We start from the raw sequence: 12315 nt of genomic DNA, 5'->3' as shown, positions 1-12315 counted from the left end.
GGCCTCAGTACGCGCTGTTCACGTTGTCGATCGAGCCGTACTTGTCGGCCGCGTAGTTGGCGGCGGCGGTGATGTTGGCGACCGGGTTGTAGATGTCCCACGAGGTGCCGGCGACGTGGTACGCGTTGAAGGTCGGCGGGATGACCTGCAGCAGGCCCTTCGACGGGATGCCGTTGATCGCGTTGATGTCCCAGTTGTTGATGGCCATGGGGTTGCCGGAGGACTCCCGCATGATGTTCTTGTGCAGGCCGTGGTAGCTGCCCGGGATGCCCTTGGCCTTCATGATGTCCAGGGCCTGGCGGATCCAGCCGTCGAGGTTGTTCGCGTAGGTCTTCGCGGCGACCAGCTGCATCTGGGGGCGCTGCGCGGAACGGCTCGCGGCCGCCTTGGCGGCGCGCTCCTGTGCGGCCTTCTTGACGGCCTCGGCGGCGGCCTTCTGCTTCGCCGCGGTCTCGGCCTTCGCCTTGGCGACGGCGTCGGTCGCGGCCTTCTGCTTGGCGGCGAAGGCGTCGAGCTTGACGGTCTCCGTGGCGAGCTGGCTGGTGAGCGTGCCCTTGACGTCCTTGACCGGCTGGGCGGCGACCTGCGGCGCCTCGGCCGGGGCACCGGCGGTGATGGTCTCGGCGCTGCTGGGGACGGCCGAGAAGGCGAGTGCGGCGGCGCCGAGGACGCCGACACCGGCGATCGCGAACTTGTGCTGCTTGGTCAGCGAGCGACTATGACCACGGGTGAGGATGTTCTTGGACATGCTGAAGGACCTCTTCGGATAGCGCGGAGGTCGCTCTGCGTCCGCCGGAAGAACCTGCTCCTTCCGCACGAACGCCGCGGGGGGAACCCCGCAGCGCTGAGCGACGAGAGCAATTCTTAGCGGCCGCAAAATCCTGTGGCAAAGGTGTGACGTACGATCCCCGATAGTGGATCGGGCAAGGGCAAAACGGGACAGACTGGAACGTCTGCCCCGTTCGTGGCGGGAAGGTATATCTCCTATGTCCGTTCGTACGTGATGTGTGCCCTATGTGCGGGCTCACACCGGAGGCGTGGCGGTCTCACCAGGAGTTGCCGTCGCAACGCTCTGCGTGAGGGTTCTCCTCCGGGAGGATGAGGTGGATGTCCCCGAACTCGTGCCACAGATAGAGCCCGCGCAGCGCCTCCTCGTACGCGCGGTCGACCGCGGCCCGCCCCGCGACCGCCCGCAGCATCAGCAGATGCGAGGCCTCCGGCTCGTGCAGTCCGGTCACCAGCCCGTCGACCACACGCACCCCCCGCTCGGGCGTGACCTCCAGATCGGTCCACCCCTCGGCCGCCCGCACCACGCCGTCAGGCCCGGTCGCCGACTCCACGGCCCGCACGGCCGTCGTCCCGACCGCGATCACCCGCCCGTCACCCGCCTTCACCGCGTTGATCAGCCGCGCCGACGCCACCGGCACCGCGAACCGCTCCGGGTACGGCGGCTCGTGCGCCTCCGCCGACGCCACCCCCGTGTGCAGAGTGATCGGCGCGAACTGCACCCCACGGCTCACCAGCTCCGCCACCAGCCGCGCGGTGAAGGGCCGCGCCGCACTCGGCATCTCCGCGCTGCCCGCCCCGTCCGGCGCGGGCAGCGCGAACACCGTCTGATAGACGGACAGCGGCTGATCCCGCTCTGTATAGGAGTAGCGGATGGGCCGCCCGTGCTCCCGCAGCACCCGAAGGACCTGCGCCCCGGACACGCGAGCCCACCACAGCCGCTCACCGCGCGCGCTCAGCGGCTCCTCCAGGACCAGCAGCGCCCCGCCCGGCAACCGCACCTCTGTCCCCGTGGGCGTGCCCGCACGCGCGCGCGTAGTACCCCTCCCGTCCGGATCCCGCAGCTCGACCGCCCACCGCCCGTCGTCCCCGCGCGTGGAGAAGTGCACCACCACGCGCACGTGCCCGATCCGCCCGTCCACCGCGGCGGCCAGCGTGGGCGAGGTGTTCACCACCAGCAGATCCCCCGCCCGCAGCAGCCGCGGCAGCTCGGCGAACACGTGGTGCGTCACCTCGGTGCCGCGCGACACCAGCAGCCGTACGTCGTCCCGGTCCAGACCGGGCCCGCGCTGCTCGGCGGGCACCCGCGCCGACAGCTCCTCCGGCACCTTCACCGCGACAGCCGAAGGCTCAGGCGCCCCGGAGGCGAACGAATCGAACGCAGTCATCGCCCCTCCGCGAGGGCCGGCGCCGCATACCGCCCGCTCGCGGGCCGCTCGTCCAGCAGCCGCAGGAACGCCGGTACGACACTGCCGGGCGCCGGACGCGGATCGTCGTCGTCCGGTACGGCCGCCGTGTACAGGTCGGTGGCCATGTCCCCAGGGTCCACCGCCCACACCCGCAGCCCCGGTTCCTCCGCGCCGAGCACCGCGGCGAGCTGGTCCAGGGCCGCCTTCGAGGCGCCGTAGCCGCCCCACGTCTCGTACGCCTCCGCCGCCGCGTCCGAGCTGACCGCGACGACCGCGCCCGCCGGTGACTCCCGCAGCAGCGGCAGCGCCTCCTGGACCAGGCCCAGCGCCGCCACCACGTTCACCTCCAGCGCCCGCCGCAGCCCCGCGAGGGGCAGCTCCGCCAGCCGCACCAGGGGCTCGGCACCCAGCGCGCTCGCGTTGCTCACCACCAGGTCGACACCGCCCAGCTTCCGCGCGGCGGCCACCAGCTCGGACCGGTGCCCGGCGTCCGTGACGTCCCCGGGCAGTGCCTCCACCCGCCTGCCGTGCCCGGCGACCGCCTCCGCGGCCTTTGCCAGGGGCCCCGCGCCGCGGGCGTCGAGCACCAGGTCCCAGCCCCGCGCGGCCAGCGCCTCGGCGAGCGCCCGCCCCAGGCCCTTGGAGGCCCCCGTGATGATCGCTACCGGCATGACAACCGTCCCCTCGTCGCGTGCCGCCCTCGTCGGAGCGGTGACCCCAACGTAGGAACGGCACCCCCCGCGCCGCCTCGGACGCGGGCCGCAATACGGCGGGGCCCTTCGACGTACGCCGCACGTCGCGGGGCCGCAGACCTACCTCACCGGTCCTAGGTCCATCGGACCGGACCCGGCGGTCACCGGTCCGATCCGCGCTGTCACACCCCGCCGGTACCGTGAGGACATGAGTCAAGGCCCCCGGTCCGGCCTCGCCGCGGTGAGTTCCGCGCTGCTGGCCATGAGCAGGCATCTGGAGGTGCGCGACGTCCTCAAGACGATCGTCGCCTCCGCCCGCGAGCTGCTCGACGCGCAGTACGCCGCCCTCGGCGTTCCCGACGACCACGGCGGCTTCGCCCAGTTCGTCGTCGACGGCGTCAGCGACGCCCAGTGGAAGGCCATCGGCCCGCTGCCCCGTCAGCACGGCATCCTCGCCGCGATGCTGCAGGAGGCCCGGCCCGAGCGCCTCGCGGACGTGCGCAAGGATCCGCGCTTCGAGGGCTGGCCGTCCGCCCACCCGGACATGTCCGACTTCCTGGGCCTGCCGATCAGGGACGGCGACGAGGTCATCGGCGCCCTGTTCCTCGCCAATAAGCTGCGCTCTGTGGGGGGACACCCCCCGTGCCCCAAACCGGAAGGCAGCTGCGGCTTCACCGAGGAGGACGAGGAACTGCTCTCCATCCTCGCCCAGCACGCAGCGATCGCCCTCACCAACGCCCGCCTCTACGAGCGCAGCCGCGAGCTGACCATCGCCGAGGAGCGCTCCCGCCTCGCCCACGAGCTGCACGACGCGGTCAGCCAGAAGCTCTTCTCCCTGCGCCTGACCGCCCAGGCCGCGGCCGCGCTGATCGACCGCGACCCCGCCCGCGCCAAGGGCGAGCTGCACCAGGTCGCCGCGCTCGCCGCCGAGGCCGCCGACGAACTGCGCGCCGCCGTGGTGGAGCTGCGCCCCGCAGCCCTGGACGAGGACGGCCTGATCGCCACCCTGCGTACCCAGATACAGGTCCTCGACCGCGCCCACACCGCGCGCGTCACCTTCGCCAGCAACGGCTTCCGCGCCCTGCCGGCCTCCCAGGAGGAAGCCCTGCTCAGGGTCGCCCAGGAAGCCCTGCACAACGCCCTGCGGCACTCCGGCGCCGAGCACGTCGGCGTGAGCGTGGACCGGCGCGGTGGCGGAGCCGTGCTGCGCGTCAGCGACGACGGCAGCGGCTTCGACCCGCGGTCGGTCCGCAGCGCCGGACGGCACCTTGGCCTGGTCTCGATGCGGGACCGGGCGAGCGGCGTCGGCGGCACGCTGACCGTGGAATCGGCGCCCGGCAAGGGCACCACGGTCGAGATGGAGGTCCCCGGTGGCTGACGCAATCAAGGTGCTGCTCGTCGACGACCACCAGGTCGTCCGCCGGGGCCTGCGCACGTTCCTGGAGGTGCAGGACGACATCGAGGTCGTCGGCGAGGCCGCCGACGGCGCCGAGGGGGTCGCCCGCGCCGAGGAGCTGCGGCCCGACGTCGTCCTCATGGACGTCAAGATGCCGGGCACGGACGGCATCGACGCCCTGCGCAGACTCCGCGAACTGGACAACCCCGCGCGCGTGCTGATCGTCACCAGCTTCACCGAGCAGCGCACGGTCGTCCCGGCCCTGCGTGCGGGCGCCGCCGGGTACGTCTACAAGGACGTGGACCCCGACGCGCTGGCCGGCGCCATCCGCTCCGTGCACGCCGGGCACATCCTGCTCCAGCCCGAGGTCGCCGGCGCCCTGCTCTCCCAGGAGGAGGCCAACTCGGGTCAGGGACGCGGAGGCTCGCTCACCGAACGGGAGCGCGAGGTGCTCGGCCTGATCGCCGACGGCCGCTCCAACCGGGAGATCGCCCGTGCCCTCGTGCTGTCCGAGAAAACCGTCAAGACGCACGTCTCCAACATCCTGATGAAGCTGGACCTCGCCGATCGCACCCAGGCGGCCCTGTGGGCCGTACGCCATGGCGTGACCGGCTGAAACGCCCTCCCCAACGCCTCACGGACGGCAACTCGGAAGGTTCCGTTCCGGGCTGAGATTCATACCGTCGTGGGAATGTCACCCGGATGGCGCATCCTCCGGTGATCTCCGCCGTTCTCCAGTGCGTGCCGCGGTGAACCGCCGCGGCGAACGCCAAGGAGGGCTCAGACAGTGAAGAACCTGAAGAAGGCAGCGGCCGTGACGATGGTGGCCGGTGGCCTGATGGCCGCCGGTGCGGGGATGGCCTCCGCCACGGACGGGGCCTGGGCCGGCGGTGCGGCCCACGGCTCCCCGGGTGTCGGCTCGGGCAACGTCGTCCAGGCCCCGGTACACGTCCCGGTGAACGTGTCCGGCAACAGCGTGAACGTCATCGGTGTGCTGAACCCGGCCTTCGGCAACCTCGGCCTCAACCAGTGAGGCACGGCCACTGACGACCTCAGGCCTCCCGGGCCCACCGGGAGGCCTGTCCGGTTTTCATCCGACTGGCCTGAACGGGGGCTCGACGTGCGGACCCCGCACCCCGGCAAGGGCTCCGGCGTTGATCAGCGCACGACCCACGGCCGGGTCGGACCCGCACACGCAGGAGGAACCCGTTCCATGAGCATCGCCAAGAAGGCCGCCCTCGCCCTGACCGTCGCCGGCATCGCCGCAGGCGCCTCCGCCGGAGCCGCCGTCGCCGACTCGACCGCGAGCGGCGCGGCCACGATGTCCCCGGGCGTCGCCTCGGGCAACGTCGTCCAGGCTCCGGTCCACGTCCCGGTGAACGTGACCGGCAACAGCGTGAACGTGATCGGCGCCCTGAACCCGGCCTTCGGCAACACGACGGCCAACAACTGACGCGGCAAACAGCCGAGAGGGCTCCTCGACCGACCGGCTCGGGGAGCCCCTGCCGGCTCAGCGACCGCGCTCCCGCTCCTCCACGATGGAGTTGTACGCCGCCACCTGCGCCCGCCGGGCCGTTCGCTCGACCGGCTGCAGCGCCGCGGACCGCGCCGCCATCTCGGCGGAGCTGACCGCACCCCCGTGCCCGTTGTCGTAGGCCAGGGACACCAGCATCGCCACCCGCCGCGCCAGCTCCAGCACCCGCACCGCACGCGGCGGGTACCCGGGCGCCAGCACCTCCCGCCCCCGCGCGGCCCGCGACCGGTAGGCGTCGATCGCCGCCTCCGCCGCCGGACCCGACCCGGCGACATCCAGCTTCGACAGCATCTCGGTCGCGTCCCGCAGGGCCTCCGCCAGCTCCCGCTCCGCCTCGCCCAGCGAGGGCACATCGGCGGGCGGCGCCTCCCGCACCGGCAGCACATGCCAGACGACCTCGACATGCAGATCACCCTCGGGCCCGGCCGCGTACACCTCCGGAACCAGCCCGAACGCGGCACCGAAGCAGACCACCGCCTCCTCGGCCTCCAGCGCCCGCGCATTGAACTCCGGCGGACCGCTCAGCCCCAGCGGATGACCGGGCGCGGGCAGTGCGACCCGCAGGCCGGTCACCCCCAGCGTCCGCAGCCGCCCGAGCGCGAGCGTGAGCCCGACCGGCACCGACTCACCCGGCAGCCCGTCCACCCGGTGCACCGTGTCCTCGCCCACGATGGCGAGTGCGGCGTCATCCGGAGAGGCAACTCCGGACAAAAGGGCATTTCCCCAAGCGGCAAGGCGTCCTGAACGCGGTTCCGAGAGCATGCCCCCACCCTAAGGACCGGACCGATGGAATGGAGCGGCGCACGCGTGGCGTAGATTTCATGGGGGGCTGCGCCCACCGGCGTGGCGGACCGAGCCCACAGGCGTACGCGACAGCCGAGACCGGCCACACTGCAAGGGGAGACAACGCGCTCATGAGCGATGTTCTGGAGCTTCAGGACGTATCCGTGGTCCGCGAGGGCCGGGCTCTGGTGGACCAGGTCTCCTGGTCGGTCAAGGAGGGAGAGCGCTGGGTCATCCTCGGCCCCAACGGCGCCGGCAAGACCACCCTCCTGAACGTCGCCTCCAGCTACCTCTACCCCAGCAAGGGCACCGCCACCATCCTCGGCGACACCCTCGGCAAGGTCGACGTCTTCGAGCTGCGCCCGCGCATCGGCGTGGCCGGCATCGCCATGGCCGAAAAGCTCCCCAAGCGCCAGACCGTCCTGGAGACCGTGCTGACGGCCGCGTACGGCATGACGGCCCACTGGCAGGAGGAGTACGACGAGGTCGACGAGCAGCGCGCCCGCGCCTTCCTCGACCGCCTCGGCATGACCGAGTACGTGGACCGGAAGTTCGGCACGCTCTCCGAGGGCGAGCGCAAGCGCACCCTGATCGCCCGCGCCCTGATGACCGACCCCGAGCTGCTCCTGCTCGACGAGCCCGCCGCCGGGCTCGACCTCGGCGGCCGCGAGGACCTGGTCCGCCGCCTCGGCCGGCTGGCCCGCGACCCCATCGCCCCCTCGATGATCATGGTCACCCACCATGTCGAGGAGATCGCCCCCGGCTTCACCCACGTCCTCATGATCCGTCAGGGCAAGGTTCTCGCCGCGGGCCCGATCGAACTGGAACTGACGTCCCGTAACCTCTCCCGCTGCTTCGGCCTGCCGCTCGTCGTCGAGCAGGTCGGCGACCGCTGGACCGCGCAGGGCCTGCCCCTGTCCTGACGCCGCCCCGCTCCCCGTTCGCGCCCTGTCCGCCGCCCGACCGCGGTCCTACCATGACCATGTGAACGACATCGACGCGTGGGTGTGGTGGCTCGTCGGCGCGGCGGCGCTCGGAATCCCGCTCGTGGTCACCGCGATGCCGGAGTTCGGCATGTTCGCGGTGGGAGCCGTCGCGGCCGCGGTCGTCGCCGGCCTGGGCTTCGGCGCCGTGATCCAGGTGCTCGCCTTCGTCGTCGTCTCGGTCGCCCTCATCGCCGTGGTCCGCCCCATCGCGGCCCGGCACGACAGACAGCGGCCCCAACTGGCCACCGGCGTCGACGCCCTGAAGGGCAAGCAGGCCGTCGTCCTGGAGCGCGTCGACGGCTCCGGCGGCCGGATCAAGCTCGCCGGCGAGGTCTGGTCGGCCCGCGCCCTGGACACCGGCCGCGCCTACGAAGTCGGCCAGGAAGTGGACGTCGTGGACATCGAGGGGGCCACCGCGATCGTCATCTGAGCCATCTGACCCACGAGTTGGGCGACGGTCTGCCAGACTCGACGAGCAAGATCTTCAACAACCACAGGATCTGCCACGGTGCCGAGGCGGAGAGGGGTACGGGGAACACGATGGAACCGGTCATCATCGTCCTGGTCATTCTGGTGGTGTTGGTCTTCATCGCCCTGATCAAGACCATCCAGGTCATCCCACAGGCCAGCGCCGCCATCGTCGAGCGCTTCGGCCGCTACACGCGGACACTCAACGCGGGCCTCAACATCGTGGTCCCGTTCATCGACACCATCCGCAACCGCATCGACCTGCGCGAACAGGTCGTACCGTTCCCGCCCCAGCCGGTGATCACCCAGGACAACCTGGTCGTGAACATCGACACGGTCATCTACTACCAGGTCACGGACGCGCGGGCGGCCACCTACGAGGTCGCCAGCTACATCCAGGCCATCGAGCAGCTCACGGTCACCACGCTCCGCAACATCATCGGCGGCATGGACCTCGAACGCACCCTGACCTCCCGCGAGGAGATCAACGCGGCCCTGCGCGGTGTCCTCGACGAGGCCACCGGCAAGTGGGGCATCCGCGTCAACCGCGTCGAGCTGAAGGCCATCGAGCCGCCCACCTCCATCCAGGACTCGATGGAGAAGCAGATGCGCGCCGACCGTGACAAGCGCGCGGCGATCCTCACCGCGGAAGGTACGCGCCAGGCGGCCATCCTCACCGCCGAGGGTGAGAAGCAGTCCCAGATCCTGCGCGCCGAGGGTGAGGCCAAGGCCGCCGCCCTGCGCGCCGAGGGCGAGGCCCAGGCCGTCCGTACGGTCTTCGAGGCGATCCACGCCGGCGACCCGGACCAGAAGCTGCTCAGCTACCAGTACCTGCAGATGCTCCCGAAGATCGCCGAGGGCGACGCCAACAAGCTCTGGATCGTCCCCAGCGAGATCGGCGACGCCCTCAAGGGCCTCTCCGGCGCCATGGGCAACTTCGGCCCCCTGGGCGGCGGCGCCTCCGTCCCGCCCCAGAACAACGGGCCCAGCACGGAACGCCGCGAAAAGCCGAGCATCGACTGACAGTTCTTCACGACGCCCGGTTCACCCAGCCCCGCGCCCCTGAAGGGGTGCGGGGCTGTAGGGGTCAGGCAGCGTCCAGAGCCAACCAGTCAGGCAGAGCCGCAAGATCCTCCTGGCCCAGAGCCAAGAGCATCGCATCCGCGGGAGTCGGCTCGAACGGCTCCCGAAGCAAGGCCATCCCGGCCTCCTCCGGAGTCCGGTTGGCCTTACGGTGATTGTCCTCCGCACACGCGGCGACCGTATTCAGCCACGTGTCCTGCCCACCCTGCGCCCGCGGCAGCACATGGTCCACGGTCGTCGCCCTGCGCCCGCAGTACGCGCACCGGTGCCGGTCCCGGACCAGCACCCCCCGCCTCGACCACGGAGCTTGTCTTCGGAACGGCACCCGTACATACCTGCACAGCCTGATCACCCGGGGCGCGGGTATGTCCACATCGGCACCGCGCATACGCAGTTCGGGATGGGCCTGCTCGACGACGGCCTTGTCCTGCAGGACCAGCACGACGGCCCGGTTCAGAGTCACCGTCGACAGCGGCTCGAAGCTCGCGTTCAGGACCAACGTGTCACGCATCCAGCCCACCTCCCGTGTGCACCTGCCCACCCCCCGGCGGGCTTGGATCAACTCTGGACGGGCGCGCCGAGATGGACAACGCAATAAAAAATGCCCGCCTCCGATCACTTCCAAGACCGGAGGCGGGCAAACGTTCAATGAACGCTTGACTGAATCAGTGCGCTGCGTCAGCCCTTCGCGGCGTTCTCGTACTCGCCGATGAGCTGGGCACGCGCGAGCGCGTGGAACCGCAGATTGAAGCCGACGACGGCCGGAGAAACGTCCGCGTCCGGGCCGAGCTTCTCCTGGTCCACCGCGTACACCGTGAAGACGTACCGGTGCGGGCCGTCCCCGGGCGGCGGAGCGGCACCGCCGAAGTCCTTCGACCCGTAGTCGTTGCGCACGTGCACCGCGCCCTCGGGCAGACCCTCGAACTTCCGGCTGCCCGCACCGGCCGGCAGCTCCGTCACCGAGGCAGGGATGTCGAACAGGACCCAGTGCCAGAACCCGCTGCCGGTCGGCGCGTCGGGGTCGTAGCAGGTCACGGCGAAGCTCTTGGTCTCCGCGGGGAAGCCCTCCCACCGCAGCTGCGGCGAGGTGTTCCCCTCGGCGTAGACCTGAGCGCTCCCCAGCGTCCCGCCCTCCTCGACGTCCTCACTCGTCACCGCGAACGACGGCACGGGAGGATGGAAGTCGTGGGGGAGCGGCCGCCGCTTGAGCTCGGTCACCTCGGTACCTCCTGATCGATCTTGTCCAGTAGGTCAGAGCCTAGAACCAGTTGCGCTTGCTGCCGACCTCGGACAGCCACTGGTTGAGGTAAGCCGCCCAGTCGGTCCCGTGGAAGTCGTTCAGACCCACCTGGAAGGAACGGAAGGTGTCCGAGCCCTCGCTGAACAGACCCGGCTTCTTGTCCATCTCCAGGACGACGTCCATGGCGTGCTCGTCGGCGACGAAGCTCAGCTCGACCTGGTTCAGGCCCCGGTACTGCGACGGCGGGTAGAACTCGATCTCCTGGTAGAACGGCAGCCGCTGCCGCGTACCCCGGATGTGGCCGCGCTCCATGTCCGCGTTCTTGAAGCGGAAGCCCAGCTGGATGAAGGCGTCCAGGATCGCCTTCTGCGCCGGCAGCGGGTGCACGTTGATCGGGTCCAGGTCGGAGGAGTCCACGGCACGGGCGATCGCCAGCTCGGTGGTCACCCCGATGTGCATCCCGCGCAGCGCCTGCCCGTCGATCATCGTGACCGGCGTCTCCCACGGGATCTCCAGGCCGAACGGCACCGCGTGCACGGCCCCCGCCTGCAGCTCGAAGGCACCGCCGAGCCGCACCTTGGTGAACTCGATGTCCTGCTTGTACTCCTGGTCGCCGCTCTCGACCTCGACCCGCGCCTGCAGGCCGACGGACAGCCCCTCGATCTCCTGGTTCACGGACCCGCCCTGGATCCGCACCTCGCCCTGGACCACGCCGCCCGGTACGGCATTGGTCTCGGTCAGCACCGTCTCGACCGAGGCCCCGCCGGCTCCGAGGCTCGCGAGCAGCTTCTTGAACGCCATGACTCTCCCTTTACGAATGGACCCTCGACCCGTACAAACGCGATCCGGTCACGACCGGTTCCGAGGCCTCACCCTGGCAAGGAGAGCGAACCGTGACCACCCCTTGGCCCGGAACCCTCTGGACTACGCTCGGACGGCATGATCGCGCCTCCGGACCGTACGCCACTGCGCAGAGAGTTCTTCGACCGCCCCGTCCTGGACGTCGCCCCCGACCTCCTCGGCCGCATCCTGGTCCGCACGACCCCCGACGGTCCGATCGCCGTGCGCCTCACGGAGGTGGAGGCGTACGACGGCCCGAACGACCCCGGCTCACACGCTTACCGTGGCCGCACCGCCCGCAACGAAGTGATGTTCGGTCCGCCCGGACACGTGTACGTCTACTTCACCTACGGCATGTGGCACTGCATGAACCTGGTCTGCGGACCCGAGGGCAGGGCGAGCGCCGTACTGCTCCGAGCCGGTGAAGTCGTCGAGGGCACTGAACTGGCTCGCAAACGTCGACTTTCGGCCCGGAGTGACAAGGAACTGGCCAAGGGTCCGGCACGCCTGGCCACCGCCCTCGAGGTCGGCCGCGCCCTGGACGGCACGGACGCGTGCGCCTCCGGCGAGACCCCACTGAGGATGCTGACCGGTACTCCTGTACCTCCTGACCAGGTGCGCAGCGGTCCACGGACCGGAGTCGCCGGCGAAGGCGGCAACGGCGACGTCCATCCCTGGCGCTTCTGGGTGGCCAACGACCCGACGGTGAGCCCCTATCGGGCCCATGCGCCAAGGCGCCGCTCAAGTTGACGCACCCTTGCAAGGTGCGTAATGTAGCCCGAGCCGCTGAACCGGGTACGGCGATCGCCTGCAGCCGGAGCGGCCAAACCACTACTCAGCTACAACCCCTCACCAGGGTCGATTCTGGCGCGCCCGCGTGCCTGAATTCGAACCCGAGAGACTCGATTATGAGTCGCCGAGGGAATCGGCTAACGTAGTGAATGTCGAAAGGCGACGAGCGAAAGCCCGAAAAGCCCAAGACAATCCCGCCGACCGGGAATCGGACGCCGAAAGGATCTGATAGAGTCGGAAACACCGAAGGGAAGCCCGGAGGAAAGCCCGAGAGGGTGAGTACAAAGGAAGCGACCGTTCCTTGAG

15 protein-coding genes are annotated in these 12315 nt (G+C 70.5%); 8 read left to right on the top strand and 7 right to left on the bottom strand.

The features are described from left to right. Window positions 1–4: 4 nt before the first annotated feature. The 3 genes from ACFYZZ_RS35420 to ACFYZZ_RS35410 all read right to left on the bottom strand — a co-directional run bounded on the left by ACFYZZ_RS35420 (window position 5) and on the right by ACFYZZ_RS35410 (window position 2866). Window positions 5–748 carry a transglycosylase SLT domain-containing protein gene (locus ACFYZZ_RS35420; RefSeq protein WP_389185098.1) on the bottom strand — a complete coding sequence of 248 codons (744 nt, stop codon included), beginning with the start codon at window positions 746–748 and terminating at the stop codon, window positions 5–7. A 298-nt stretch (window positions 749–1046) separates the two neighbouring features. Then, on the bottom strand, window positions 1047–2174 hold the full coding sequence (locus tag ACFYZZ_RS35415) for an S-adenosylmethionine:tRNA ribosyltransferase-isomerase (RefSeq protein WP_389185095.1): 1128 nt from the start codon (window positions 2172–2174) through the stop codon (window positions 1047–1049). Continuing rightward, window positions 2171–2866 carry an SDR family NAD(P)-dependent oxidoreductase gene (locus ACFYZZ_RS35410; protein ID WP_389185092.1) on the bottom strand — a complete coding sequence of 232 codons (696 nt, stop codon included), beginning with the start codon at window positions 2864–2866 and terminating at the stop codon, window positions 2171–2173. Before ACFYZZ_RS35410 ends, ACFYZZ_RS35415 begins: the two co-directional genes overlap by 4 nt. Before the next feature lie 229 nt (window positions 2867–3095). Here ACFYZZ_RS35410 and ACFYZZ_RS35405 point away from each other — a divergent pair, with 229 nt between their 5' ends. From ACFYZZ_RS35405 to ACFYZZ_RS35390, 4 genes are all read left to right on the top strand, one after another. Beyond that, on the top strand, window positions 3096–4265 hold the full coding sequence (locus ACFYZZ_RS35405) for a GAF domain-containing sensor histidine kinase (RefSeq protein WP_389185089.1): 1170 nt from the start codon (window positions 3096–3098) through the stop codon (window positions 4263–4265). Beyond that, window positions 4258–4899, top strand: coding sequence for a response regulator (locus ACFYZZ_RS35400; protein WP_389185086.1), 642 nt, complete (start codon window positions 4258–4260; stop codon window positions 4897–4899). The genes ACFYZZ_RS35405 and ACFYZZ_RS35400 overlap by 8 nt, the downstream gene beginning before the upstream one ends. 171 nt (window positions 4900–5070) lie before the next feature. Further along, a complete protein-coding gene (locus ACFYZZ_RS35395) occupies window positions 5071–5316 on the top strand; it encodes a chaplin (RefSeq protein ID WP_389185083.1) in 246 nt (81 codons plus the stop codon). Between the two features lie 180 nt (window positions 5317–5496). Beyond that, window positions 5497–5736, top strand: a complete 240-nt coding sequence (locus ACFYZZ_RS35390) for a chaplin (RefSeq protein WP_386573886.1) — start codon at window positions 5497–5499, stop codon at window positions 5734–5736. 57 nt (window positions 5737–5793) lie between these two features. Here the strand turns inward: ACFYZZ_RS35390 and ACFYZZ_RS35385 are convergent, their stop codons facing one another. After that, entirely contained in the window at window positions 5794–6579 is a 786-nt protein-coding gene (locus ACFYZZ_RS35385; RefSeq protein ID WP_389185080.1) for a hypothetical protein, read from the bottom strand. Window positions 6580–6731: 152 nt separating this feature from the next. Between ACFYZZ_RS35385 and ACFYZZ_RS35380 the strand changes: the two genes are divergently transcribed. The 3 genes from ACFYZZ_RS35380 to ACFYZZ_RS35370 all read left to right on the top strand — a co-directional run bounded on the left by ACFYZZ_RS35380 (window position 6732) and on the right by ACFYZZ_RS35370 (window position 9077). After that, a complete protein-coding gene (locus ACFYZZ_RS35380; protein WP_389185077.1) occupies window positions 6732–7523 on the top strand; it encodes an ABC transporter ATP-binding protein in 792 nt (263 codons plus the stop codon). A 61-nt stretch (window positions 7524–7584) separates the two neighbouring features. After that, window positions 7585–8016 (top strand): NfeD family protein, encoded by a 432-nt coding sequence (locus ACFYZZ_RS35375; RefSeq protein WP_389185074.1) that lies wholly within the window; start codon window positions 7585–7587, stop codon window positions 8014–8016. Window positions 8017–8126: 110 nt separating this feature from the next. Continuing rightward, window positions 8127–9077 (top strand): SPFH domain-containing protein, encoded by a 951-nt coding sequence (locus ACFYZZ_RS35370; protein ID WP_386573882.1) that lies wholly within the window; start codon window positions 8127–8129, stop codon window positions 9075–9077. Between the two features lie 64 nt (window positions 9078–9141). Here ACFYZZ_RS35370 and ACFYZZ_RS35365 read toward each other — a convergent pair whose 3' ends face one another. The 3 genes from ACFYZZ_RS35365 to ACFYZZ_RS35355 form a co-directional block, all read right to left on the bottom strand. After that, a complete protein-coding gene (locus ACFYZZ_RS35365; RefSeq protein WP_386573881.1) occupies window positions 9142–9648 on the bottom strand; it encodes an HNH endonuclease in 507 nt (168 codons plus the stop codon). 167 nt (window positions 9649–9815) lie between these two features. After that, window positions 9816–10355: a YbhB/YbcL family Raf kinase inhibitor-like protein gene (locus ACFYZZ_RS35360; RefSeq protein WP_389185069.1), complete on the bottom strand. Its 540-nt coding sequence runs from the start codon at window positions 10353–10355 to the stop codon at window positions 9816–9818. 40 nt (window positions 10356–10395) lie between these two features. Further along, window positions 10396–11178 (bottom strand): sporulation protein, encoded by a 783-nt coding sequence (locus tag ACFYZZ_RS35355; RefSeq protein ID WP_386573879.1) that lies wholly within the window; start codon window positions 11176–11178, stop codon window positions 10396–10398. A 138-nt stretch (window positions 11179–11316) separates the two neighbouring features. Between ACFYZZ_RS35355 and ACFYZZ_RS35350 the strand changes: the two genes are divergently transcribed. Then, window positions 11317–11967, top strand: a complete 651-nt coding sequence (locus tag ACFYZZ_RS35350; RefSeq protein WP_389185066.1) for a DNA-3-methyladenine glycosylase — start codon at window positions 11317–11319, stop codon at window positions 11965–11967. Window positions 11968–12315 lie beyond the last annotated feature (348 nt).

The sequence above is a fragment of the Streptomyces sp. NPDC001816 genome (assembly GCF_042892235.1).
GTDB lineage: Bacteria > Actinomycetota > Actinomycetes > Streptomycetales > Streptomycetaceae > Streptomyces.
The sequence above is the reverse complement of the archived record's forward strand: the minus strand, read 5'-3'. Positions and strand labels throughout refer to the sequence as shown.